This window comes from Thiobacillus denitrificans DSM 12475 (genome assembly GCF_000376425.1).
In the GTDB taxonomy this organism is placed as follows: domain Bacteria; phylum Pseudomonadota; class Gammaproteobacteria; order Burkholderiales; family Thiobacillaceae; genus Thiobacillus; species Thiobacillus denitrificans.
On sequence record NZ_AQWL01000001.1, the window covers coordinates 310,256 to 331,228 of the forward strand.

Consider the following 20,973-nt stretch of genomic DNA (forward strand, 5'->3'; position numbering starts at 1 on the left):
GTCAAGCATGGCTGCGCGTCTCGCCTGCGCCATGAAGATTGCTCACGCAGCGTCCGCACAGGCCGGGGTGGGCGGCGTGCGTGTCGACGTCGTCGCGGTAGTGCCAGCAGCGCTCGCATTTCTTCGCCGCGCTCGGCGTGACGACGATACGTTCTTCTTCTGCGGCAACGACGCGGGCCTGCGAGGTAATCAGCACGAAGCGCAGATCGTCGCCCAGCGGCGCCAGCAGGGCCTGGGTTTCGGGAGTGGCGTGCAAGACAACTTCGGCCTGCAGCGAGGAGCCGATGCCGCCGGCGACGCGCACGGTCTCGAGTTCCTTCTGCACCTCGGCGCGCACGGCGCGGATGCGGGTCCAGCGCTCGAGTAGGTTCGTCTCGTCTGTCTGTTCCGGCAGCACGTGCCAGATATGCAGGAACACCGAATCGTTCTCACCCGCCAGCTGTGTCCACACTTCTTCGCCGGTGAACGACAGGATCGGCGCCATCCAGCGGGTGAGCGCATGGGTCAGGTGATGGAGCGCGTTCTGCGCCGCGCGCCGCGGGCGGCTGTCGGCGCCGCCGGTGTAGAGGCGGTCCTTGAGGATGTCGAGATAGAAGCCGCCAAGGTCTTCCGAGCAGAAACTCTGCAGCTTCTGCACGATGAAGTGGAATTCGTAGGCGTCGTAATGCGCCTGCAATTCGCTCTGCAGCTGGCGCGTCATTGCCAGCGCGTAGCGGTCGATTTCCAGCCAGTCTTCGACCGGCAGCGCGTGTGCCTCGGGATCGAAGTCCGACAGGTTGGCGAGCAGGAATTTCAAGGTATTTCGAATCCGGCGATAGCCTTCGACGACGCGCTTGAGAATCTCGTCGGAGATGGTGAGTTCGCCCGAATAATCGGTGGTCGCCACCCACAGCCGCAGGATGTCGGCGCCGAACTGGTCCATCACCTTCTGCGGCGACACGACGTTGCCTTTCGACTTGCTCATCTTGTGGCCGCGGCCGTCGACCACGAAACCGTGGGTCAGCAGGGCCTGGTAGGGCGCGCGGCCGTCGGTGGCGCAGCCGGTGAGGAGCGACGACTGGAACCAGCCGCGATGCTGGTCCGAGCCTTCCAGATATAAATCCGCGGGATGCGCGAGCTCGGGGCGGTGCTTCAGCACGCAGGCATGAGTCACGCCCGAATCGAACCAGACGTCGAGCGTGTGGCCGGTCTTGTCGTAGTGCGCGGCGTCGTCGCCCAGCAGCTCGGTCGTGTCGAGCGCGAACCAGGCTTCGATGCCGGCTGCCTCGACGCGCTTCGCCACGGTTTCCAGCAGTTCTGCGGTGCGCGGATGCAGTTCGCCGGTTTCCTTGTGGGTGAAGAAGGGCATCGGCACGCCCCAGTTGCGCTGGCGCGAGACACACCAGTCGGGGCGGTTTTTGATCATCGCCTCCAGCCGCGCACGGCCCCACGACGGGAAAAATTGCGTCGTATCGACTGCTTTCATCGCCTGTTCGCGCAACGTGCCCACCTGACCCCCGGCCCCTGACCCCTGATCCCTGTCATCCATCCCGATAAACCACTGCCGCGTGGCGCGGAAGATGATCGGCGTCTTGTGGCGCCAGCAGTGCGGGTAGCTGTGCAGCAGCTTCTCGTGCGCGAGCAGGCTGCCGCTGGTCTCCAGCGTCTCGACGATCAGCGGATTGGCCTGCCAGATGCTCATGCCGCCGACCAGTGGCACGGCGGCGTAGAAGCGGCCGTCGTCGCCCACCGGGTTGTCGACCTTGAGGCCATAACGGCTGCCCACCACGTAGTCGTCGAGGCCATGGCCGGGGGCAGTGTGCACGGCGCCGGTGCCGGCGTCGGCCGTGACGTGCTCGCCGAGGATGACCGTTACCTGGCGATCCTGGAATGGGTGCCACAGCAGTATGCCTTCGAGTGCCTGGCCGGTGGTGTGCGCGACGACCTCGGCGCCTTCACTCAAACCGTAGCGCGTCAGCGCGGCTTCGCGCAGGCTGTCGGCGAGAATCAGCAGACCTTTGCCGGTACGCACCAGCGCGTACTGGAAATCAGGATGCAGCGCCACCGCCTGGTTGGCCGGCAGCGTCCACGGCGTGGTGGTCCAGATGACGATCCGGATCGGTTCGTCGATCGCCGCAATATCGAAGCGCTTGACGAGGTCGGCGTGGTCGGCTACGGCAAAGCCGACGTCGATCGCCGGCGAGGTCTTGTCCTCGTATTCGACCTCGGCTTCGGCCAGCGCCGAGCCGCAGTCGACGCACCAGTGCACCGGCTTGGCGCCCTGATACAGATAGCCCGCCTGCTGGATCTGCCCGAGCACGCGCAACTGCTCGGCCTCGAACTGGAAGTCCATGGTGCGATAGGGATTTGCCCAGTCGCCCAGCACGCCGAGACGGATGAAGTCGGCCTTCTGCCGTTCGATCTGCTCGGTGGCGTAGGCACGGCACAGCGCGCGGAATTTTGAAGGCGGGATATCCTTGCCGTGGGTTTTTTCCACCTGCAGTTCGATCGGCAGGCCGTGGCAGTCCCAGCCCGGCACATAGGGCGCGTCGAAGCCGGAGAGGGTCTTGGCCTTGACGATGATGTCCTTGAGGATCTTGTTGACTGCGTGGCCGATGTGGATGTCGCCGTTGGCGTAGGGCGGGCCGTCGTGCAGGATGAATTTTGGCCGTCCGACCGCGGCCTTGCGGATCGCTTCGTAGCGTTTTTTCTCCTGCCAGCTTTTGACCCAGCCGGGTTCGCGCTTGGCAAGGTCGCCACGCATCGGGAAAGGCGTGTCGGGCAGGTTGAGTGTGCTTTTGTAGTCAGGCATGGCTGTTCGGGTTAAATCTTGGCCAGATAGTGTTTCGCGTTGTCGACGTCGCGGCGGATCTGCGCAACGAGGCTGTCGAGGTCGGGGTATTTCTCTTCGTCGCGCAGCTTGTGGAGAAAACTCACGCGCACGCGACGGCCGTAAATGTCGGCATCGAAATCGAACAGGTGTACTTCGAGCACGGGCACGGCGTTTGCGCCTTTGACGGTGGGCCGCTTGCCCAGGCTCGCCACCCCCCGCAACGGAGCGCCGTTGAGGCCATACAGTTCCACCGCAAAGATGCCCATCAGCGGCGGCCGGTTGTGCCGGAGCTGGATGTTGGCGGTGGGAAAGCCGATGTCGCGCCCCAGCTTGTCGCCGTGCACCACGCGCCCCGAAATGCTGTAGGGCCTGCCTAGCAGGCGCGCGGCATGCTCCAGTTGGCCCGCAGCCAGCGCGTTGCGCACTGCGGTGGAGGAGGCGCGCTCGCCGGCGACTTCGACCGTCGGCAGAAATTCGGCGTCGAAACCGAGCGACTGGCCCAGGCTTTCAAGCAGCGTGAAATCCCCCGCGCGTTTGGCGCCATAGCGGAAATCGTCGCCTACCAGCACGTAGCGCGCCTGCAGGGTGTGGCCCAGCACGCGTTCGATGAAAGCTCCGGCAGTCAGCGTGGAGAATGCGCGGTCGAAACGGAACACATGCAAGCGATCAATGCCAAGCTGTTGCAGGCATTCGGCCTTTTCGCGCAGGCTGGACAGGCGCGCCGGCGCCTGTTCGGGTGCAAAGAATTCACGCGGATGCGGTTCGAAGCTCAACACGCAGCTTGGCAGGCCACGCGTCTGCGCCACGTCCTGCAGGCGGGCGAGCATGGCCTGGTGTCCGAGGTGCAGGCCGTCGAAGTTGCCGATGGTGACCGCGTGGGGCGTGCCGAGAGCGTTGAAACCGTGGGTGATGCGCATGGGGTTGATGCGTAGGGCGAACCGGCGCGAAAAGGACTAATTCTAGCTGATTAAGCGGCCCGTCAATTCGCCGCCCGCCGCGCGAACTGCCGCGGACGGAAGCCCATCAGCCCCAGCGCGGCAAAATACAGCGCGATCCCACCGCCGACCAGCAGCGACAGCCGTGTCAGCCGGTCGGGAAAGCCGGCCGCCAGCCACCACTGCGCGTCACCCATGGTGTAGAACAGCATCGCCGCCATCAGCACAACCGCCGCCAGCACGCGCAGGAAGTAGCCGGTCCAGCCGGACTGTGGCTGGTAAACCTGCTGTTTTTTCAGCAGATGCAGCAGCAACCCGGCATTGAGGCAGGCGCCCAGGCCGATGGCCAGCGCCAGTCCGGCGTGGCCGAGCGGGCCGATGAAGGCGAGGTTCATCAACTGGGTGGCGACGAGGGTGAAGACGGCGACCTTGACCGGGGTGCGGATGTTCTGCCGGGCGTAGAATCCGGGCGCCAGCACCTTGACCAGGATCAGTCCGACCAGCCCCAGGCTGTAGGCGATCAGCGCCTGCTGCGTCATGCTTACGTCGTTCGCGTTGAAGGCACCGTAATGAAACAGCGTGGTGATGAGCGGCACTGCCAGCACCGCCAGCGCAGCGGCAGAAGGCAGCGCAAGCAGCAACGTGAGCCGCAAGCCCCAGTCGAGCAGCTTGGAATATTCGGCCGGCGAGTCGTCGGCGTAATGCCTGGCCAGGCTGGGCAGCAGGATGGTGCCCAGCGCCACCCCCAGCATGCCGGTGGGAAACTCCATCAGGCGGTCGGCGTAATACAGCCACGATACGCTGCCGGTAGCGAGAAACGAGGCGAAGATGGTGTTGATCAAGAGGCTGATCTGCGCGACCGAGACGCCTAGCGTGGCGGGCGCCATCAATTTCAGCACGCGCTTGAGGCCGGGGTCGTCGAAACGCCGGGTCGGGCGCGGCAGCATGCGGATCTTCAGCAGATGCGGCAGCATCCACGCCAGTTGCAACACCCCGCCCAGCGCCACGCCCCAGCCCAGCGCCAGTACCGGCGGATCGAAGTATGGCGCCAGCCACAGGGTCGCGGCGATCATGGACAGATTCAGCAGCACCGGTGCAAACGCAGGCACTGAAAACTTGCTGAAAGTGTTGAGAATGCCCGCCGCCAGGGCCACTAGCGAAATGAAGATGATGTAGGGGAACGTGATGCGCAGCAGGGTGACGGTGAGGGCGAATTTTTCCGGCTCGGCACGGAATCCCGGTGCGCTGACATAGGCTACCCACGGCGCGCCCACGATGCCCAGCAGCGCGACCGCGACCAGCACCAGCGTCAGCGCGGTGGCAACCTGGTTGACCAGGGTCTGGGTGGCGTCGTGGCCCTGGCGGCTCTTGTATTCCGCGAGGATAGGCACAAACGCCTGCGAGAAGGCGCCTTCGGCAAACAGGCGCCGCAGCAGGTTGGGGATCTTGAAGGCGACGAAGAAAGCGTCGGACAGGAGTCCGGCACCGAACACGCGGGCGATGAGGGTGTCGCGCACGAATCCCAGTATGCGGGAAAGCAGTGTCATGCTGCTGACCGCAGCGAGGGCTTTGAGGAGATTCATGGATGGCGGCATTTTGCGCGCATTGTGCGGGCCGGGCGCGCCAACTGCAACTGCGATTGCGCGCAAGCGCGCCTATTGCAGTTGCATGCAAAACCGCTTGATTTGCGGCCGGGGTTTCCCGTACAATCGCGGGCTTTGGTGAATCTGTCCCGTCGAAAACGGGGAGCTTCGGATTGAGTTTGCCCCGTCAGCATGGCTGGGCGCGCAGATTAATTTGTCCTGCTCATATTTGCTATGCGCAGGACCTACAGGAGCAGAATACATGGCGAACTCCGCCCAGGCGCGCAAGCGCGCACGTCAAGCCAGCGCGCAGCGCGACAGCAACATGAGCCAGCGCTCGGAATTGCGCACCGCGATCAAGAAAGTACGTAAAGCCATCGAGGCCGGCGACAAGGCCGCCGCCCAGCAGGTTTTTCAGGCTTCCATGAGCGTGATCGACCGCATCGCCGACAAGCAGATCGTCCACAAGAACAAGGCTGCACGCCATAAGAGCCGCCTGTCTCTGGCGGTCAAGAGCATGGCCTGAGCGCCAGGCGCCGCACAGTGAAAACGCCGCAGATGCGGCGTTTTTCATTTCCGGCGCCGCGGGTTCAGTCGGCGTTTTCAGTCAGCAATTCGTTGCAGCTGGCGAAGGTTAGCAAAAAACGGTAGGCGTTGGGATCGGCGGTTTTGAGTTTCTTGTCCACCACCACGCAACGGATGCTGTCCAGCGTGGTGGGTTGTACGTACGGCGAATAATTGGTGCGGTTGTTGGGGTCGATCACCGCGAAGGCGCCCGCCAGGCGATCGGCCCAGTCGCTCGGCCGAAACCGGGTGCCCTTGGCGGTGATGCCGCGAATGATGAAGGGGGCGTTGGCGGAAGCGTCATCCATGAGTGGGCGGGCGGCTGAAGGAATCGGCGGATTTTATCATGCTGTCGCCAGCGCGGCGTGGGTGCGGCGCTTGCACGATCGCGGCATTTTGAAGATACTGGCGCCGGCTTGTCCGACAAAAACGGTCAACCATTCGAAGGAGGAGAGAACCATGAAAAACCCGCTGGATTCGCTGTGGGGTACCGTTATCGCAGGCGTCGTGCTCACGGCCGTACTGGTTGTCTTTGCCAGAAATTTTTTGAGTTAGGGGCGCAATGGAAAACGTCGACATCGTCTCCGCATTGTCCCGCTGGATCCACTTCATGGCAGGCATCATGTGGATCGGCCTGCTGTATTACTTCAACTTCGTGCAGGTGGCGGCGCTGAAAAACGCAGGCGCCGACGGCACCGCCGCAGGCATCACCAAGCACGTCGCGCCGCGCGCCTTGCTGTTCTTCCGCTGGGCCGCCGTGGTGACCTGGGTTGCCGGTGCAGCCTTGCTGGGGCCGCATTTCACCGATGCCTTCCTGCTGCGCAACGGCATGGGGCCGATCGGCATTGGTGCCTGGCTCGGAACCATCATGCTGTTCAACGTGTGGGTGCTGATCTGGCCGAATCAGAAGAAAATTCTGGGTATGGCAGCAGCGACCGACGAGGAGAAGAACACGGCGCGCCGCGTCGCCTTTCTGGCGTCGCGCAGCAACACCATGCTGTCGATTCCGATGCTGTTCTTCATGGCGACCGGGATGTCTCACTCGGCGCTTTTCAGCCTATAATCAAGGCGGTGCATGATAAGCACGGCGGCTCAGGCCGCCGTTTTCTATTTCAAGAACAGCGACTTCGACAGCCTGGTTGAGGACTGCCATGACAACACATCTGATGAACACCTATGCGCGCCAGCCGGTTGCGTTCGTGCGCGGCGAGGGCGCCTATCTGTGGGACGAAGCGGGCAAGCGCTATCTCGATGCGGTCGCCGGCGTGGCGGTGAACGGGCTCGGCCACGGGCACCCCAAACTGGTGAAGGCGATCGCCGACCAGGCGGCCGCGCTGATCCATTCGTCCAACCTGTATCGCGTGCTGCGGCAGGAAGAGTTGGCCGAGCGTCTGTGCGCGCTGTCGGGCATGGACAAGGCGTTCTTCTGCAATTCGGGGTGCGAGGCCAACGAGGCGGCGATCAAGCTGGCGCGCCTGTATGGGCACGGCAAGGGGATCGAGGTGCCGACCATCATCGTGATGGAAAAGGCGTTCCACGGCCGCACCATGGCGACATTGACCGCGACCGGGAGCCGCAAGATCCAGGCGGGATTCGAGCCGCTGCTGACGGGCTTCGCGCGGGTTCCGTTCAACGACCTCGATGCGATCCGCCATGTGGCCGAGCACAACAAGAGCGTGGTCGCGGTGCTGCTCGAAACGGTGCAGGGCGAAGGCGGCATCAACGTGCTGCCGTCGGCGTACCTCGCCGGATTGCGGCAGATTTGCGATGCTCACGGCTGGCTGCTGATGCTGGACGAGGTGCAGACCGGGATCGGCCGCACCGGTACCTGGTTCGGCTTTCAGCATTCCGGCGTGATGCCGGACGTGATGGCGCTGGCCAAGGGACTTGGCTCGGGCGTGCCGATCGGCGCCTGCCTGGCGCGTGGCGCGGCAGCCGATGTTTTCCAGCCGGGCAATCATGGCTCCACCTTCGGCGGCAATCCGCTGGCGTGCGCGGCGGCGCTGGCGACGCTCGATGCGATCGAGGAAGAGAAGCTGATCGACAACGCGCGCACGCGTGGCGAGGACATCCGCGGCGGGTTGCGGCAGGCACTGGCCGGCGTGCATGGCGTGGTCGACATCCGTGGCGAGGGCCTGATGATCGGCATCGAGCTCGACCGCCCCTGCGGCGAACTGGTGACGGTGGCGCGCGACGCCGGCGTACTGATCAACGTTACCGCCGACTCGGTCATCCGTCTGGTACCGCCGCTGATTTACGGTGAAGCCGAGGTCGATGCGCTGGTCGCGGCGGTATCCGGCATCGTTAAAAGCTACCTGCAGCAGGCGGCGTGATGCTCAAGCACTTCCTGCAATTCAAGGATCTGTCGCGCGATGAACTGCTGTACCTGTTCGAGCGCACGCGGCTGATCAAGTCGCGCTTCAAGCAGTACCAACCCTACCACCCGTTGCTCGACCGCACACTGGCGATGATTTTCGAGAAGAGCTCGACCCGTACCCGGCTCTCGTTCGAGGCCGGCATGCACCAGCTCGGCGGCTCGGCGATCTATCTCAACACGCGCGACACCCAGCTGGGGCGCGGCGAGCCGGTTGAAGACGCGGGTGAGGTCATTTCGCGCATGGTCGACATCGTGATGATCCGCACCTTCGAGCAGGACATCATCGAGCGCTTCGCCGCACACTCGCGCGTGCCGGTGATCAACGGGCTGACCAACGAATACCACCCGTGCCAGATCCTCGCTGACATCTTCACTTTCATCGAGCATCGCGGTTCGATCCAGGGCAAGACGGTGGCATGGATCGGCGATTCCAACAACATGTGCAACACCTGGCTGCAGGCGGCCGAAGTGGTCGGTTTCAACGTGCACGTGTCGACCCCGCCGGGCTACGAGGTCGAACCCGAACGCGCCAATCTATATGGCACCGATCATTTCGAAAGCTTCGCCGATCCGATGGATGCCTGCCGTGGCGCCGACCTGGTGACTACCGACGTATGGACTAGCATGGGCTGGGAAGCGGAAAACGACGAGCGCCTGAAGGCCTTCGCCGACTGGCAGGTGGATGCCGACATGATGGCGATGGCGAAATCGGATGCGGTCTTCATGCATTGCCTGCCCGTGCACCGCGGCGAGGAAGTGACGGCCGAGGTTATCGACGGCCCGCAGTCGGTGGTGTGGGACGAAGCCGAAAACCGCCTGCATGTGCAGAAGGCGCTGATGGAATATCTGCTGCTGGGAAAAATCGAATCATGAACATTGCCTACTTCAAGGACATGGATACGCTCTATGTCGAAATCAGTCCCGAAAACCCCACGCAGGCGTGGGAGGCGCACGAAGGCATCGTGCTCAACCTGTCGGAAGACGGCCGCGTCGTCGGCATCGAGATCGAGAGGGCCAGCCTCGCCACCAACCTCGACATGCTGAGAATCGGCGGTTTCCCCGGCCAGGTCGAAATCATCGACAAGCACTCATCCGGTTCCACCCATTGAATCCACACACCATGAACGACATCAAGAAAGTAGTACTGGCCTATTCCGGCGGCCTCGACACCTCCGTCATCCTGAAATGGCTGCAGGACACCTATCAATGCGAGGTGGTGACCTTCACCGCCGACCTCGGCCAGGGCGAGGAACTCGATCCGGCGCGCGAGAAAGCGTTGAAATTCGGCATCAAACCAGAGCAGATCTACATCGACGACCTGCGCGAGGAGTTCGTGCGCGACTTCGTCTTCCCGATGTTCCGCGCCAATACCGTGTACGAAGGCGAATACCTGCTCGGCACCTCGATCGCGCGCCCGCTGATCGCCAAGCGCCTGATCGAGATCGTCAACGAAACCGGCGCCGACGCCATCTGTCACGGCGCCACCGGCAAGGGCAACGACCAGGTGCGTTTCGAGCTCGGCGCCTACGCGTTGAAACCCGACGTCAAGGTGATCGCGCCGTGGCGCGAGTGGGATCTGCTGTCGCGGGAAAAATTGCTGAACTATGCCGAGACCCACGGCATTCCCATCGACATGAAGCACCGCCAGGGCGGCTCGCCGTATTCGATGGATGCCAACCTGCTGCACATCTCCTACGAAGGCCGCCATCTGGAAGACCCGAATGCGGAAGCCGAGGAGGACATGTGGCGCTGGACGGTGTCACCGGAAAAGGCACCGGATCAGGCCGAATACATCGAGCTGACCTACGCGAAAGGCGATGTCGTCGCGATCGACGGCCAGAGCATGCGCGCCCACGAGGTGCTGGCGAAGCTGAACGAGATCGGCGGCAAGCACGGCATCGGCCGTCTCGACCTGGTGGAGAACCGCTACGTCGGCATGAAGTCGCGCGGCTGCTACGAGACGCCCGGCGGCACGATTCTCTTGAAGGGCCATCGCGCGATCGAGTCGATCACGCTCGACCGCGAAGTTGCGCACCTGAAGGACGACCTGATGCCGCGCTACGCCAGCCTGATCTACAACGGCTACTGGTGGTCGCCCGAGCGCCGCGCGCTGCAGGTGCTGATCGATCACACACAGCAGCACGTCAACGGCAGCGTGCGCCTCAAGCTCTACAAGGGCAACGTCATCGTCGTCGGCCGTGATTCGAAGAGCGATTCGCTGTTCGATTCGACCATCGCCACCTTCGAGGACGACGCCGGCGCCTACGACCAGAAGGACGCGGGCGGCTTCATCAAGCTCAACGCGCTGCGCATGCGCATCGCCGCCAAACTCGACGCACGGAGAAAATGAATGTCCCAGTTCGATAATGTTGCGGTCATCAAGCAGGCCAACGTCTATTTCGACGGCAAGTGCGTCTCACACACCGTGCAGTTCGCCGACGGCACGAAGAAATCCATCGGCGTGATCCTGCCGGCCACGCTCACCTTCAACACCGGTGCACCTGAAATCATGGAAACGGTGGCGGGTTCCTGCCGCGTCAAGCTGGCCGGCGAGAGCGAGTGGAAGAGCTGCGGCGCCGGGCAGTCGTTCAAGGTGCCGGGCAATTCCAGCTTCGAGATCGAGGTGGCCGGCGAGCCGTACCACTACGTCTGCCACTTCGGCTGAACCGGGCCATGACCACCGTCACCATCGTCAGGAAAGACGGCCGCATCGCGATCGCGGCGGATACGCTGACGAAGTGGGGCGGCGGCAAGGAGTCCGCCGATTACGTGGCGAACCATGAGAAAATCATCCGCGTCGGCGACAGCTACGTCGCGATTACCGGCTCGGCCACCTTCAAGCTGATCCTGGCGGACTATTTCGCTTCGCTGGACGAGCCGCCGCAACTGGACTCGGTGGCCCGCATCTTCTGCGTGTGGAACACCCTGCACGGCGCGCTGAAGGAGCACTACTACCTGCAGGCCGGCGAGGACAAGGAGGACGATCTCGAGTCCTCCCGCATGGACGTGCTGATCGCCAATCCGCGCGGCATCTTCGGCGTGGCAGCGCATCGCACCGTACAGGAGTTCTCGAAATTCTACGCCTACGGCAGCGGCAGCCCGTATGCGCTGGGAGCGATGTACGCGGCGTATCGCGCGCCCTCGCTCGATGCCGAGGCGGTGGCGCGGCTGGGGGTGATGGCGGCGGCCGAGTTCCACGACGAATCGGGGCTGCCGGTGCAGTCGTTTGTAATGGAGCTAAGCCCGGATGTCTGATCAATCCAGGTCAAGGAGCTATCATGCCAAGTTTTGATATTGTGTCAGAGGTCGACAAGCAGGAAGTGCGCAACGCGGTCGATCAGGTCAACAAGGAAGTGTCCACGCGTTTTGACTTCAAGGGCTCCGACGCGCGCATCGAGCAGGCCGAGTATGTCCTCACAGTCTACGCCGACACCGAATTCCAGCTCGACCAGGTGCACGACATCCTGACGCAGAAGCTGGCCAAGCGCGGCGTCGACGTGAAATGTCTCGATATCGGCAACGTCGAGAAGGTCTCGGGCAACAAGGTCAAGCGCAACGTGACGGTGAAGACCGGCGTCGAGACCGAATTGGCGAAGAAGATCGTCAAGTGTATCAAGGACAGCAAGCTCAAGGTGCAGGCCAGCATCCAGGGCGACACCGTGCGCGTGTCGGGCGCCAAGCGCGACGTGCTGCAGGACACCATCGCGCTGGTAAGGAAGGGTATTGCCGATTTTCCCCTGCAGTATCAGAATTTCCGCGACTGAATATCCGGCCGAGGATTTCAGCTCAGACACGAGGAGACGGGCATGAGCAAGGTTCTGGTTCCCCTGGCGGACGGCTGCGAAGAACTCGAAGCCGTCACGATCATCGATCTGCTGCGCCGTGCCGACGTCGAGGTGGTGACGGCAGGCCTGAAGCCCGGTATCGTCAAGGCCAGCCGCGGCGTGCAGCTGGTACCCGACGTCACGCTCGACGTGGCTTTGCAGGACGACTACGACATGGTGGTGCTGCCGGGCGGCATGCCGGGCGCGTCGCATTTGAAAGAGGATGCACGCATCCTGGCGCTGCTGAAAAAAATGGCGGCCGCCGGAAAATACACCGCTGCCATCTGCGCCGCGCCGATGGTGCTGGCTGAAGCCGGCGTGCTCGACGGCAAGCAGGCGACCAGCTACCCCGGCTTCCTCGATGCGCTGCCCGGCGTGACCGTCAGCGCCGCTGCCGTGGTGCAGGACGGCAAGGTGATGACCTCGCGCGGCCCCGGCACGGCAATGGATTTTGCGCTGGCGCTGGTGGAAGTGCTGACGGGTAGCGAAAAGCGCCAGCAGGTTGAAGCTGCGTTGGTCAGGCCGTAGCCGGCCACGCGCCGCCGTTGTTATCATTCGGCCTACATCACGCCGATCCGGAGACCACCAACCATGCAGATTCGCGAAATCCTCACGCTTAAAAGCGACGACATTCACAGCATTGCGCCGACCGACCCGGTTTCCAGCGCCGTCGCCAAGCTGGTGGGCCTGGGGGTGGGTTCGCTGGTGGTACTGAAAAATGGCGAGATGGTAGGGCTCCTGACCGAGCGTAATGTGGTGCAGGGCATGCTCAAACAGGGCGGCGACCTGAAGGATGCCGAAGTCAGCAGCATCATGGTGGCCGAGCCGGTCGTGGCCAATGCGGACGACTCGGTGGATTACGCGCGCGACGTGATGACCAAATCGCACATCGGTCACCTGCCGATCTTCGACGGCAACAAGCTGCTTGGCATCATTTCCTTCCACGACGTGGCGCGTGCCTGCCTCAAGGAAGCCAATTTCGAGAACAGCTTGCTGAAGCGCTACATCAAGCACTGGCCCGAGTAAGGCGGCCTATTGAGCCGGTCAGCGGATCGACTCGATGTCGATGGTCTTCTCCAGTATTTTCGGCACGATCAGCGCGTAGCCCTGCTGTTGCCAGTGCGCCAGCTCGACGATGCCGTTGGGCACCACTTCGATGAAATCCTGGAAGTCCGCTACCGCATAGCCGAAATCCTCGGCTGCCTGGCCGCATACCTTGAAGGACACGCCGAGGTCGGCGTAGTAACGCATGCGGTCGACCACTTCCTGATATTTGGCCTCGTTCTTTGTCGCCACCGTCACGATTTCGGTGCCGTGGATGACCACCACGATGTTCATGTCTTCGGGCGAGTAGTTGTAAGGCGCCTCCTGCAGCGGGTTCATCAGCGAACGCACCCAGTACAGTGCACTGCCAATTTTCTGCGGGTCGTCCAGGTAGAACTCGAACATGACCTTGGGGGGCGCATAGGGAGTGGCCACCCATTTGCCAGCCGCCTGCGCTGGCGCAATCGTGCCCAGCCACACCAGCATTAACAAAGTCAGGACAGGTTTCACGACGATCTCCCCGTTTTTCTGATCGTGTCTGTTTTATAGGCGCTGTGCGGCGTTCTGTTGCAGGCGGCGCAGGGTCTGGAACAGCTGGAGCCGCGCGGGGTCGATCGCGCCCGCGGCGGCGGCTTCCTGGAGACGGCAGCCCGGCTCGGTCTCGTGCTTGCAGTCGCGAAAGCGGCACTGCCCGAGAAACGGGCGAAACTCGACGAAGCCATGTGCCAGGGCGCCGGCATCCAGGTGCTGCAGGGCAAATTCCTGCAGGCCGGGCGAGTCGATCACCGTGGAAACGGCATCCAGCCGGTGCAGGCGGGTGTGGGTAGTCGTGTGGCGGCCGCTGTCGAGCGCTTCGGAATACTCGGCTGTCACCGCCTCGGCACCGGGAAACAGCGTATTGATGAGGGTCGACTTGCCCATGCCGGACTGCCCGATCAAGAGCGTGGTGTGGCCGTGCAGGGCAGGTTTCAGGGGCGTCGCGTCGGACAGCGCCGACAGGATGACGAGCGGATAGCCGATGCGGGTGAGGAGGTCCAGCCGTGCGCGCGCGACCGGGGTTTCCGGCAGGTCGGCCTTGTTGAGGACGAGCAGGCTGGCGATGCCCTGGTCTTCGGCGGCGAGAATGCAGCGCTGCACCAGTTCCATCGAAAAACTCGGCCGTGCCGCCACCACCACCGCAAGCTGGGTCACATTGGCAGCGATGGCCTTGGATTTGAAGGCGTCGGAACGGTAGAGCAGGCTGGCGCGCGGCAGCACTGCCTCGATCACCCCGGCATTGCCGTCGCGCCGGACTTCGACCCGGTCACCGCATACCGCGCGCAGATGGCGGCCCTTGACCTGGCAAGGCAGTTCGCCGGCAGCGGTCGCAACGATGAAGCGGCGGCTGAACGCCGCGACAACCTGGCCGGTCAGGACGGCCATGTCTCAGATGTCGGACAGTGCGTCGACCTTGGCCGCGCAGAGGGAATCGTTTGGGCTCCGGCCGGCGCGAAGCGTCTTAACGTTCGCTTTGTTCACGCGAGTCTGTGCCGAAACGATCCCCTCGGCGTCAAATGTCCAGCAGTGCATCGACTTTCGCGGCACAGATGAAATCGTTTTCCGACAGGCCGCCGATCGCATGTGTCCAGTATTCGACACGGCAGGTGTTGTAACCGACCAGCAGGAAGGGATGGTGATCTTCGCGATGCGAAACCCACATCACCGCGTTGGTGAATGCCTGGGTCCGATAGTGATCCTTGAACTTGTATTCCTTGACGATTTTCTCGCCGTCGCGCTGCCAGCCAGGCAGCCCCTTCAGCAACGGCGCAACCTGCGCATCGGTCAAGGGAGCGACGCCACCTTCGCAGGGAGCGCATTTCTTGCGGACGAGTTCTTCAACGACAGTGGTCATGACGGGACTCCTTACTTGAATTTGTAATACTGCTGGTTGAGGTAGGCGGCGACGTGCGCCTCGTCTTCCGGAAACCAGCCGGTGCCGGTATTGGCGTTGCAGGCGGAGATGCGGGCGGCCAGTTGCTGCGCGGTTTTGACCTTGCGATCGGCGCGCGTGTAGATCTTGCTGCCGTCGCCGCCGAACATGCTGGTGTGGCAGCTGAGGCAGGCTTTGTCGTGCAGCTGCTTGCCGGTCTTGGGGTCGCCCTTGGCGAACGGCGCGGCATGCGCGCCGCTCGCCAGCAGCACGCCGCAGAACAGGGCGGTCAGGGTTTTCATGATCGAGACTCCGATTGATTATTCCTTGCATTATCGCCACAGGGCGGCAATTGCGCCAGCGCCGTTCACCTCGTGTGCGAGAATGGCGGCCTGTTTTTCGAAGGAACGCTGAAATGGCACTGAATCCCACGCATCTGCTCTGGCTGGACATGGAAATGACCGGCCTGTCCCCCGACACCGACCGCATCATCGAACTCGCCATTGTCGTCACCGACGCCGACCTCAACACCGTGGCCGAAGGGCCGGTGCTGGTGGTGCACCAGCCCGACACGGTGATGAATGCGATGGACAACTGGAACAAGGGCACGCACGGCAAGTCGGGACTGATCGATCGCGTCAAGGCCTCTGCGCTTTCCGAGGCCGAGGCCGAGGCGCAGATGCTGGCGTTCGTGAAGCAGCACGTGCCGGCCAGGACTTCGCCGATGTGCGGCAATTCCATCTGCCAGGACCGCCGCTTCATGGCGCGCTACATGCCGCAGCTGGAAGCCTTCTTCCATTATCGCAACCTGGATGTCAGCACGCTGAAGGAACTCGCCAAACGCTGGCGCCCGGGTTTGTGCGAAGGGTTCAAGAAGGCGAGCAAGCACGAAGCGCTGGCGGACATCTACGAATCGATCGACGAAATGAAGTATTACCGCGAGCATTTCATCCGCGGCGCATGAAAACAGCGGCCGGATGGCCGCTGCCAGATCGGGCATGGCGTAGCCGCTGGTTCCACACGCGCTTTGCGCGTAGTGGATCGGGGGCTTCAGGGCTTGAGGTAGACGTAGCCTTCCCGCGCCTGCAGGCGGCCAATTTCGGCGACGCCGGACGCCACGACGGTGGCTTCGGGGATCACCGCGCTGGCGTCCAGCTTGCGGCTCTTCAGGGTGTTGTTGCAGACGCGGAAGTCGACGCCTTTGGCCTTCAGTTCCTGCACTGCGGGCTCGTAGGGGTTGCCGTTTTTGTCCTGCGCGCCGGCGAGCAGGAAGTCGATGCCCTTGCCGTGGGCGACGACGGCGATATGGGCATCCTTGCTGGCGTTGAGGTGATTCCGCACGTTGCGCAAGGCGACCATCGCGTTTTCGCTGTCGTTGAGGTGATAGACCACCTTTTCTTCCGGACCCGCGGCAGGGGCCGCAGCCTCGGCCAGCGGGGCGGCGTGGGCCATGGGGGCGGTTGCCAGCAGCAGAACGGTCAGTAGCGGGGCGAAGATGCGTGTCATGGTGAGTCTCCTGATTGATATATTGAATAAACCGGCTTTATCGAAGCCTGTGAAGAAGACGCAGCGAGTGACACGCTTATTCCATTCCGGCAGGCAGATTTTTCTGGAATAAACGTACCCTTTTCCGCGTCACATCGACATGACCATGATGAGCCGTTTTCTGTTTGGCCCGTTCCGCCCAGGCATCGAGGCGCAGCGTCCGGTGCTCTACCGCATCGCCTATGCCTGGTGCCACGACGCGGCGCTGGCCGACGACCTGGTGCAGGAAACGCTGTCCAAAGCCTGGGTACGGCGTGCTCAGCTACGCGACGAGGCGGCGCTGAAGGCCTGGATGGTGGCGATCATGAATCACTGCTGGCTCGATCACCTGCGCAGCCGGCGCGATTTCGACGATGTCGAGGACTGGCAGGACGAACTCGAATCCGGCGCCGCGTCGCCCGAGGCATGCTGCGACCGCGAGCAGGTGATTGCCTGCGTACGTGCCGCAGTGGCGCGTCTGCCACTGGGGCAGCGCCAGGTGCTGACGCTGGTCGATCTGGAAGAATTCGGCTATGCCGAGGTGGCCGGAATTCTGGACATTCCGGTCGGTACGGTGATGAGCCGTCTGTCGCGCGCACGCGCGAGCCTGAAAAAATTGCTGGATACGGCAATGCAGCAGCCTGCGGCACCGCCGCAGCTGAGGAGGGTGAAATGAGCTCGATCGTTTCGGACGAAATCCTGCATGCATTCATCGATGGCGAACTCGACGTCGCCGAGAGCGAAAAGCTCATCGCCCGGATGCGTGAGGATGCGGGGTTGATGCAGCGCGTCTGCGCCCTGCGCAGCCTGCAGGGCATGGTGAAGCTGGCATATGCCGAGCCACCGCCGGCAGCTGGCCGGGAATCGCGCCGCGTGCCGCGACGCCGGTTCATGCAGCGCTGCACCTTCGGCAGCCTCATTCTGCTTGCGGGTGTGAGCGCCGGCTGGGCCTTGCGCGGCGTGGAATCGCGTGCGCTGGCCGCCGCGCCGGCCGCCGCCCTGGACGGCTATCGGACGGTCAGTTTGGCGCGCGAGGCCGACCCGAACCGGGTCATGCTGCATCTCGACAGCGCCGCGCCGGACAAGATGCAGGCGGTACTGGATCAGGCCGAGCGTCTGCTCGACGAAGCGGAACGGGAGGGGCGGCCGATGCAGCTTGAAGTCATCGCCAATAGCCGCGGCATCCAGCTGATGCGCGCGGGCTACAGTCCCTACGCCGCGCGCATGGCACGCATGAAACAGCGCCACGTCAACCTGCACTGGGTGGCATGCGGCCAGTCCATCGCCCGGATTACGGACGAGGGACAGCGGGTGGAGCTGCTGCCCGCCACCCGGACGGCGCCGACGGCCATCGGCGAAATCGTCACCCGGCTCCAGCAAGGCTGGACCTATGTCCGGGTTTGAACGTGCGACGACCGTTGCCGTCCTGCTGCTGATTCTGCTGCTGCCTGCGGCGTCGGCCGCGGCCGCTCCGGTCAATCGGCTGGCCGGCCATCCGTCACCCTACCTGGCCCTGCATGGCCACGATCCGGTGGCCTGGCAGGAATGGCATGCCGACACCCTCGCCCGCGCCCGGCGCGAGAACAAGCTGCTGTTCGTTTCGGTGGGCTACTTCGCCTGCCACTGGTGCCACGTCATGCAGCGCGAAAGCTACCGGAACCCGCAGATTGCCGCGTTGCTCAATCGTGATTTCATTCCGGTCAAGGTCGACCGCGAGCTCAACAACGGGCTGGACGAGGCTTTGCAGGAGTTTTCTTCGCGGCTCAATGGTGTGGCGGGCTGGCCGCTGAATGCCTTCGTCACCCCCGAGGGCTATCCGGCGTTCGTCGTGCTGTATGCGCCGCCGGAGGATTTCAGCAAGCTGCTGTCCCAGCTCTCCGCACGCTGGGCGTCGGATTCGGCCGGCATCCGGCGTTTGGCGCAGCAGGCGGCACCGCCGCCTGCGCTGGAGCCCGTCGGTGCGCCGCTGACGGCGGCACGCAGCGCGCGCGCCTGGCAGCAGTTCGTCGCCGGCGCCTGGCAAGAAGCCGACACGCTCCATGGCGGCTTCGGCCAGGTCAGCAAATTTCCGATGGCGCCGCAACTGCATGCCCTGCTGGAGCGCCAGGCACGGCAGCCGGACGCCAGGCTGGCCGAATTCCTGCGCCTGAGCTTCGATCAGATGGCGGCGCGCGGACTGCGCGATCATATCGGCGGCGGATTTTTCCGCTACACCACCGATCCCGGATGGGACACGCCGCATTTCGAGAAAATGCTCTATGACAATGCGCATCTGGCGATGCTCTATTTGCGTGCCGCAACCGTGCTGCGCCAGCCGCGTTACCGCGAAATTGCCCGCAGCACGCTCGATTTCATGCAGGACGAATTGCTGGATGCGGGCGGCGGCCTGTACAGCAGCACCTCGGCGGTGGATGCCGCCGGGCGGGAAGGCGCCACCTATCTGTGGGAGCCCGATGAATTGAAGCGGCACCTGCCGCCCGCAGCCTATGCCGCGGCGCAGCGGGTGTGGCGGCTCGATGCCGCGCGCAGTTTCGACGACGGCTATCTGCCTGCGGAATACCGCACCCCGACGGCGGACGAGCGCCGGCTGCTGGCCGATGCCGCGCACATCCTGCGTCCCTTGCGCCGCGCCCGCAGCCTGCCCAAGGACGACAAGCTGAATGCCGGCCTGAATGGCCTGGCGCTGTCGGCCTTCAGCCAGGCCATTCGACTCGATCCGGCCTATCGTCAACGCGCCGACCATCTGCAGCGATTCCTGCTGACGCAGCTGGTCAGGGACCGGTACCTGAGGAAGGCGAGGGCGCGCGGGCAGGTACTGCCGCAGGCCGAACTGGAGGACTACGCCTATGTCGTGCAGGGGCTGCTCGATCATGCCGAGGCCACCGGCAACGCGCAATCGCGCGCCCGGGCGCGGCAACTGGCGCATACCGCCTGGCAGGCGTTCTGGAGCGGGAAGGGCTGGCAACGCGAAGCGCGGCCCTTGCTGGCCACCTTGCAGGCCGAGCCGGCGCTGGCCGACGGCGCACTGTATTCGCCGTCCGATGTGCTGATCCTGGCCAGCCTGCGCTTGCCGGATCCCGTGCTGCAGCGGTTGGCGCGTACCGCCGCCGGTTGGCGGCTGCCGGCGATGGAGCGGGATGCCTACGCCTATCCCACCCGCGTGCGGGTGCTGACGCAGACGATGCAGCCGCGAGATTAGGGTTGACAGGCCCTAGTTGAGTTCGGGTTCCTGCGCCTGCTCCAGCGCGCGTTGCATGGGGCGCCGCCCGACCTGGACTTTCAGGTTCAGCGATTGCTGCTTGCGCGCCACCGTGAGCTGGGTATCGATGCCGGGTTTGAGGGCGGCAATCAGGTTCAGCAGCGAGGCCGAGTCGGTCACGGCCTTGCCGTTGACCGCCAGCAGGATGTCGCCCGGACGGATGCCGCCGGCGTCGGCCGGGCCGCCTTTCAGCACGCCCGCGATCAATGCGCCATCGGCATTTTTCAGACTGAAAGATTCCGCCAGTTCGGGCGTCAGGTCCTGCACTTCGATGCCGATCCAGCCGCGCGTCACGCTGCCGGTCTTGACGATCTGTTCCATCACCTGGCGCGCGATGCTGACCGGAATGGCAAAGCCGATGCCTTGCGAGCCGCCGGTGCGTGAATAGATGGCGCTGTTGACCCCCACCAGATTGCCCGTCGCGTCGACCAGCGCACCGCCCGAGTTGCCTGGATTGATGGCGGCATCGGTCTGAATGAAATTCTCGAAGGTGTTGATGCCGAGATGGGTACGTCCAAGTGCGCTGACGATTCCCGCGGTGACGGTCTGACCGACGCCGAACGGATTGCCCACCGCCAGCACCCAGTCGCCGACCTGCAGACTGTCGGCCTGGGCGAAGGTGATGGCGGGCAAATTGTCGGTATCGATCTTCAGTACCGCCAGATCGGTTTCGGGGTCGGCCCCTACCACCCGTGCCGGCAGCGTCCGGCCGTCGTCCAGCGCCACGCGGATTTGATCGGCGGCTTCGACCACATGGTGGTTGGTCAGGATATAGCCGTTCGGGCTGACAATCACACCCGAACCGAGGTTGGACACCTCGCGCAGCCGTGAGTCCAGCCGGTCGCCGAAGAAGTAGCGAAAGATCGGGTCCTGCAGCGCGGGATGGGCTGGGCTACGCACCTTTTGCTGGGTAAAAACGTTGACCACCGTCGGGATGACCTTTTTTGCGGCGGGGGCGAAGGAAGCGCTTGCGGCGGGACCACTGGCCGCCGGATGCTGCGCCTGCTGAATGGTGAGGCCTGGCTGCCGGGTTTGCCAGTGCAGGAGGTCGGGCTTGAACAGCACGATGATGAACAACACGCCCAAGGCCACCGTAGCGGATTGGGCGAAAAGCAACCAGAGTTTGCGCATGTTGATATAGG

Annotated in this window: 26 protein-coding genes; 16 read left to right on the top strand and 10 right to left on the bottom strand. The window is 63.7% G+C overall.

Annotated features, from left to right (window positions below; all coding sequences use genetic code 11):
• Position 1: 1 nt before the first annotated feature.
• The 3 genes from ileS to murJ all read right to left on the bottom strand — a co-directional run bounded on the left by ileS (position 2) and on the right by murJ (position 5,330).
• Positions 2-2,791: an isoleucine--tRNA ligase gene (gene ileS, locus B059_RS0101660; RefSeq protein WP_018076499.1), complete on the bottom strand. Its 2,790-nt coding sequence runs from the start codon at positions 2,789-2,791 to the stop codon at positions 2-4.
• Between the two features lie 11 nt (positions 2,792-2,802).
• On the bottom strand, positions 2,803-3,729 hold the full coding sequence (locus B059_RS0101665; protein WP_018076500.1) for a bifunctional riboflavin kinase/FAD synthetase: 927 nt from the start codon (positions 3,727-3,729) through the stop codon (positions 2,803-2,805).
• A 62-nt stretch (positions 3,730-3,791) separates the two neighbouring features.
• Positions 3,792-5,330 carry a murein biosynthesis integral membrane protein MurJ gene (gene murJ / locus B059_RS0101670; RefSeq protein WP_026177235.1) on the bottom strand — a complete coding sequence of 513 codons (1,539 nt, stop codon included), beginning with the start codon at positions 5,328-5,330 and terminating at the stop codon, positions 3,792-3,794.
• Positions 5,331-5,592: 262 nt separating this feature from the next.
• Here murJ and rpsT point away from each other — a divergent pair, with 262 nt between their 5' ends.
• Positions 5,593-5,856 carry a 30S ribosomal protein S20 gene (rpsT, locus tag B059_RS0101675; RefSeq protein WP_018076502.1) on the top strand — a complete coding sequence of 88 codons (264 nt, stop codon included), beginning with the start codon at positions 5,593-5,595 and terminating at the stop codon, positions 5,854-5,856.
• Between the two features lie 64 nt (positions 5,857-5,920).
• Here the strand turns inward: rpsT and B059_RS0101680 are convergent, their stop codons facing one another.
• Complete coding sequence (locus B059_RS0101680) at positions 5,921-6,202, bottom strand: DUF3579 domain-containing protein (RefSeq protein WP_018076503.1); 282 nt, start codon at positions 6,200-6,202, stop codon at positions 5,921-5,923.
• Here B059_RS0101680 and B059_RS18495 point away from each other — a divergent pair.
• From B059_RS18495 to B059_RS0101735, 11 genes are all read left to right on the top strand, one after another.
• Entirely contained in the window at positions 6,201-6,449 is a 249-nt protein-coding gene (locus tag B059_RS18495; protein WP_018076504.1) for a hypothetical protein, read from the top strand. The genes B059_RS0101680 and B059_RS18495 overlap by 2 nt on opposite strands.
• 7 nt (positions 6,450-6,456) lie before the next feature.
• The gene (locus tag B059_RS0101690) at positions 6,457-6,957 is read left to right on the top strand and encodes a urate hydroxylase PuuD (protein ID WP_018076505.1); all 501 of its coding nucleotides are present in this window, start codon (positions 6,457-6,459) and stop codon (positions 6,955-6,957) included.
• Between the two features lie 88 nt (positions 6,958-7,045).
• Positions 7,046-8,227 (top strand): acetylornithine transaminase, encoded by a 1,182-nt coding sequence (locus B059_RS0101695; RefSeq protein ID WP_018076506.1) that lies wholly within the window; start codon positions 7,046-7,048, stop codon positions 8,225-8,227.
• A complete protein-coding gene (argF, locus tag B059_RS0101700) occupies positions 8,227-9,144 on the top strand; it encodes an ornithine carbamoyltransferase (RefSeq protein ID WP_018076507.1) in 918 nt (305 codons plus the stop codon). Before B059_RS0101695 ends, argF begins: the two co-directional genes overlap by 1 nt.
• Positions 9,141-9,380, top strand: coding sequence for a DUF2283 domain-containing protein (locus B059_RS0101705; RefSeq protein ID WP_018076508.1), 240 nt, complete (start codon positions 9,141-9,143; stop codon positions 9,378-9,380). Before argF ends, B059_RS0101705 begins: the two co-directional genes overlap by 4 nt.
• A gap of 11 nt (positions 9,381-9,391) precedes the next feature.
• Complete coding sequence (locus B059_RS0101710) at positions 9,392-10,621, top strand: argininosuccinate synthase (RefSeq protein WP_018076509.1); 1,230 nt, start codon at positions 9,392-9,394, stop codon at positions 10,619-10,621.
• Complete coding sequence (ppnP, locus tag B059_RS0101715) at positions 10,622-10,936, top strand: pyrimidine/purine nucleoside phosphorylase (RefSeq protein ID WP_018076510.1); 315 nt, start codon at positions 10,622-10,624, stop codon at positions 10,934-10,936.
• A gap of 8 nt (positions 10,937-10,944) precedes the next feature.
• Positions 10,945-11,526: a hypothetical protein gene (locus B059_RS0101720; protein ID WP_018076511.1), complete on the top strand. Its 582-nt coding sequence runs from the start codon at positions 10,945-10,947 to the stop codon at positions 11,524-11,526.
• Between the two features lie 23 nt (positions 11,527-11,549).
• Positions 11,550-12,035, top strand: coding sequence for a YajQ family cyclic di-GMP-binding protein (locus B059_RS0101725; protein ID WP_018076512.1), 486 nt, complete (start codon positions 11,550-11,552; stop codon positions 12,033-12,035).
• Positions 12,036-12,077: 42 nt separating this feature from the next.
• The gene (locus B059_RS0101730; RefSeq protein WP_018076513.1) at positions 12,078-12,623 is read left to right on the top strand and encodes a DJ-1 family glyoxalase III; all 546 of its coding nucleotides are present in this window, start codon (positions 12,078-12,080) and stop codon (positions 12,621-12,623) included.
• A gap of 63 nt (positions 12,624-12,686) precedes the next feature.
• Positions 12,687-13,121, top strand: coding sequence for a CBS domain-containing protein (locus tag B059_RS0101735; RefSeq protein WP_018076514.1), 435 nt, complete (start codon positions 12,687-12,689; stop codon positions 13,119-13,121).
• 18 nt (positions 13,122-13,139) lie between these two features.
• On the opposite strand, the gene B059_RS0101740 is transcribed toward B059_RS0101735, so the two are convergent.
• From B059_RS0101740 to B059_RS0101755, 4 genes are all read right to left on the bottom strand, one after another.
• Complete coding sequence (locus tag B059_RS0101740) at positions 13,140-13,649, bottom strand: DsrE family protein (protein WP_211206867.1); 510 nt, start codon at positions 13,647-13,649, stop codon at positions 13,140-13,142.
• 33 nt (positions 13,650-13,682) lie between these two features.
• The gene (gene rsgA / locus B059_RS0101745) at positions 13,683-14,561 is read right to left on the bottom strand and encodes a ribosome small subunit-dependent GTPase A (protein WP_018076516.1); all 879 of its coding nucleotides are present in this window, start codon (positions 14,559-14,561) and stop codon (positions 13,683-13,685) included.
• Between the two features lie 127 nt (positions 14,562-14,688).
• A complete protein-coding gene (locus B059_RS0101750) occupies positions 14,689-15,030 on the bottom strand; it encodes a 4a-hydroxytetrahydrobiopterin dehydratase (RefSeq protein ID WP_018076517.1) in 342 nt (113 codons plus the stop codon).
• 11 nt (positions 15,031-15,041) lie between these two features.
• Positions 15,042-15,350, bottom strand: coding sequence for a c-type cytochrome (locus tag B059_RS0101755; RefSeq protein ID WP_018076518.1), 309 nt, complete (start codon positions 15,348-15,350; stop codon positions 15,042-15,044).
• Between the two features lie 113 nt (positions 15,351-15,463).
• Here B059_RS0101755 and orn point away from each other — a divergent pair, with 113 nt between their 5' ends.
• Entirely contained in the window at positions 15,464-16,012 is a 549-nt protein-coding gene (gene orn / locus B059_RS0101760) for an oligoribonuclease (RefSeq protein ID WP_018076519.1), read from the top strand.
• An 86-nt stretch (positions 16,013-16,098) separates the two neighbouring features.
• Here the strand turns inward: orn and B059_RS0101765 are convergent, their stop codons facing one another.
• Positions 16,099-16,554, bottom strand: coding sequence for a DsrE family protein (locus tag B059_RS0101765; RefSeq protein WP_018076520.1), 456 nt, complete (start codon positions 16,552-16,554; stop codon positions 16,099-16,101).
• Positions 16,555-16,699: 145 nt separating this feature from the next.
• Between B059_RS0101765 and B059_RS0101770 the strand changes: the two genes are divergently transcribed.
• From B059_RS0101770 to B059_RS0101780, 3 genes are read left to right on the top strand one after another with little or no spacing between them, the layout of a single operon-like run.
• Positions 16,700-17,248 (top strand): RNA polymerase sigma factor, encoded by a 549-nt coding sequence (locus tag B059_RS0101770; protein WP_245538704.1) that lies wholly within the window; start codon positions 16,700-16,702, stop codon positions 17,246-17,248.
• Positions 17,245-17,976 carry a hypothetical protein gene (locus B059_RS0101775; protein WP_018076522.1) on the top strand — a complete coding sequence of 244 codons (732 nt, stop codon included), beginning with the start codon at positions 17,245-17,247 and terminating at the stop codon, positions 17,974-17,976. Before B059_RS0101770 ends, B059_RS0101775 begins: the two co-directional genes overlap by 4 nt.
• On the top strand, positions 17,963-19,771 hold the full coding sequence (locus tag B059_RS0101780; RefSeq protein ID WP_018076523.1) for a thioredoxin domain-containing protein: 1,809 nt from the start codon (positions 17,963-17,965) through the stop codon (positions 19,769-19,771). Before B059_RS0101775 ends, B059_RS0101780 begins: the two co-directional genes overlap by 14 nt.
• Positions 19,772-19,783: 12 nt before the next feature.
• On the opposite strand, the gene B059_RS0101785 is transcribed toward B059_RS0101780, so the two are convergent.
• Complete coding sequence (locus B059_RS0101785; protein WP_038057999.1) at positions 19,784-20,962, bottom strand: S1C family serine protease; 1,179 nt, start codon at positions 20,960-20,962, stop codon at positions 19,784-19,786.
• Positions 20,963-20,973: the final 11 nt, after the last annotated feature.

What these genes read in the sequence shown, in the direction of transcription:
- B059_RS0101780 (WP_018076523.1), top strand. Translation starts at nt 17,963, where the DNA reads ATGTCCGGGTTTGAACGTGCGACGACCGTTGCCGTCCTGCTGCTGATT.
- B059_RS0101690 (WP_018076505.1), top strand. Translation starts at nt 6,457, where the DNA reads ATGGAAAACGTCGACATCGTCTCCGCATTGTCCCGCTGGATCCACTTC.
- murJ (WP_026177235.1), bottom strand. Translation starts at nt 5,330, where the DNA reads ATGAATCTCCTCAAAGCCCTCGCTGCGGTCAGCAGCATGACACTGCTT.
- B059_RS0101770 (WP_245538704.1), top strand. Translation starts at nt 16,700, where the DNA reads ATGATGAGCCGTTTTCTGTTTGGCCCGTTCCGCCCAGGCATCGAGGCG.
- B059_RS0101735 (WP_018076514.1), top strand. Translation starts at nt 12,687, where the DNA reads ATGCAGATTCGCGAAATCCTCACGCTTAAAAGCGACGACATTCACAGC.
- B059_RS0101730 (WP_018076513.1), top strand. Translation starts at nt 12,078, where the DNA reads ATGAGCAAGGTTCTGGTTCCCCTGGCGGACGGCTGCGAAGAACTCGAA.
- rsgA (WP_018076516.1), bottom strand. Translation starts at nt 14,561, where the DNA reads ATGGCCGTCCTGACCGGCCAGGTTGTCGCGGCGTTCAGCCGCCGCTTC.
- B059_RS0101775 (WP_018076522.1), top strand. Translation starts at nt 17,245, where the DNA reads ATGAGCTCGATCGTTTCGGACGAAATCCTGCATGCATTCATCGATGGC.
- B059_RS0101785 (WP_038057999.1), bottom strand. Translation starts at nt 20,962, where the DNA reads ATGCGCAAACTCTGGTTGCTTTTCGCCCAATCCGCTACGGTGGCCTTG.
- B059_RS0101750 (WP_018076517.1), bottom strand. Translation starts at nt 15,030, where the DNA reads ATGACCACTGTCGTTGAAGAACTCGTCCGCAAGAAATGCGCTCCCTGC.
- B059_RS0101665 (WP_018076500.1), bottom strand. Translation starts at nt 3,729, where the DNA reads ATGCGCATCACCCACGGTTTCAACGCTCTCGGCACGCCCCACGCGGTC.
- B059_RS0101765 (WP_018076520.1), bottom strand. Translation starts at nt 16,554, where the DNA reads ATGACACGCATCTTCGCCCCGCTACTGACCGTTCTGCTGCTGGCAACC.
- B059_RS0101725 (WP_018076512.1), top strand. Translation starts at nt 11,550, where the DNA reads ATGCCAAGTTTTGATATTGTGTCAGAGGTCGACAAGCAGGAAGTGCGC.
- B059_RS0101710 (WP_018076509.1), top strand. Translation starts at nt 9,392, where the DNA reads ATGAACGACATCAAGAAAGTAGTACTGGCCTATTCCGGCGGCCTCGAC.
- B059_RS0101720 (WP_018076511.1), top strand. Translation starts at nt 10,945, where the DNA reads ATGACCACCGTCACCATCGTCAGGAAAGACGGCCGCATCGCGATCGCG.
- B059_RS0101755 (WP_018076518.1), bottom strand. Translation starts at nt 15,350, where the DNA reads ATGAAAACCCTGACCGCCCTGTTCTGCGGCGTGCTGCTGGCGAGCGGC.
- rpsT (WP_018076502.1), top strand. Translation starts at nt 5,593, where the DNA reads ATGGCGAACTCCGCCCAGGCGCGCAAGCGCGCACGTCAAGCCAGCGCG.
- B059_RS0101705 (WP_018076508.1), top strand. Translation starts at nt 9,141, where the DNA reads ATGAACATTGCCTACTTCAAGGACATGGATACGCTCTATGTCGAAATC.
- B059_RS18495 (WP_018076504.1), top strand. Translation starts at nt 6,201, where the DNA reads ATGAGTGGGCGGGCGGCTGAAGGAATCGGCGGATTTTATCATGCTGTC.
- B059_RS0101695 (WP_018076506.1), top strand. Translation starts at nt 7,046, where the DNA reads ATGACAACACATCTGATGAACACCTATGCGCGCCAGCCGGTTGCGTTC.
- ppnP (WP_018076510.1), top strand. Translation starts at nt 10,622, where the DNA reads ATGTCCCAGTTCGATAATGTTGCGGTCATCAAGCAGGCCAACGTCTAT.
- orn (WP_018076519.1), top strand. Translation starts at nt 15,464, where the DNA reads ATGGCACTGAATCCCACGCATCTGCTCTGGCTGGACATGGAAATGACC.
- B059_RS0101680 (WP_018076503.1), bottom strand. Translation starts at nt 6,202, where the DNA reads ATGGATGACGCTTCCGCCAACGCCCCCTTCATCATTCGCGGCATCACC.
- ileS (WP_018076499.1), bottom strand. Translation starts at nt 2,791, where the DNA reads ATGCCTGACTACAAAAGCACACTCAACCTGCCCGACACGCCTTTCCCG.
- argF (WP_018076507.1), top strand. Translation starts at nt 8,227, where the DNA reads ATGCTCAAGCACTTCCTGCAATTCAAGGATCTGTCGCGCGATGAACTG.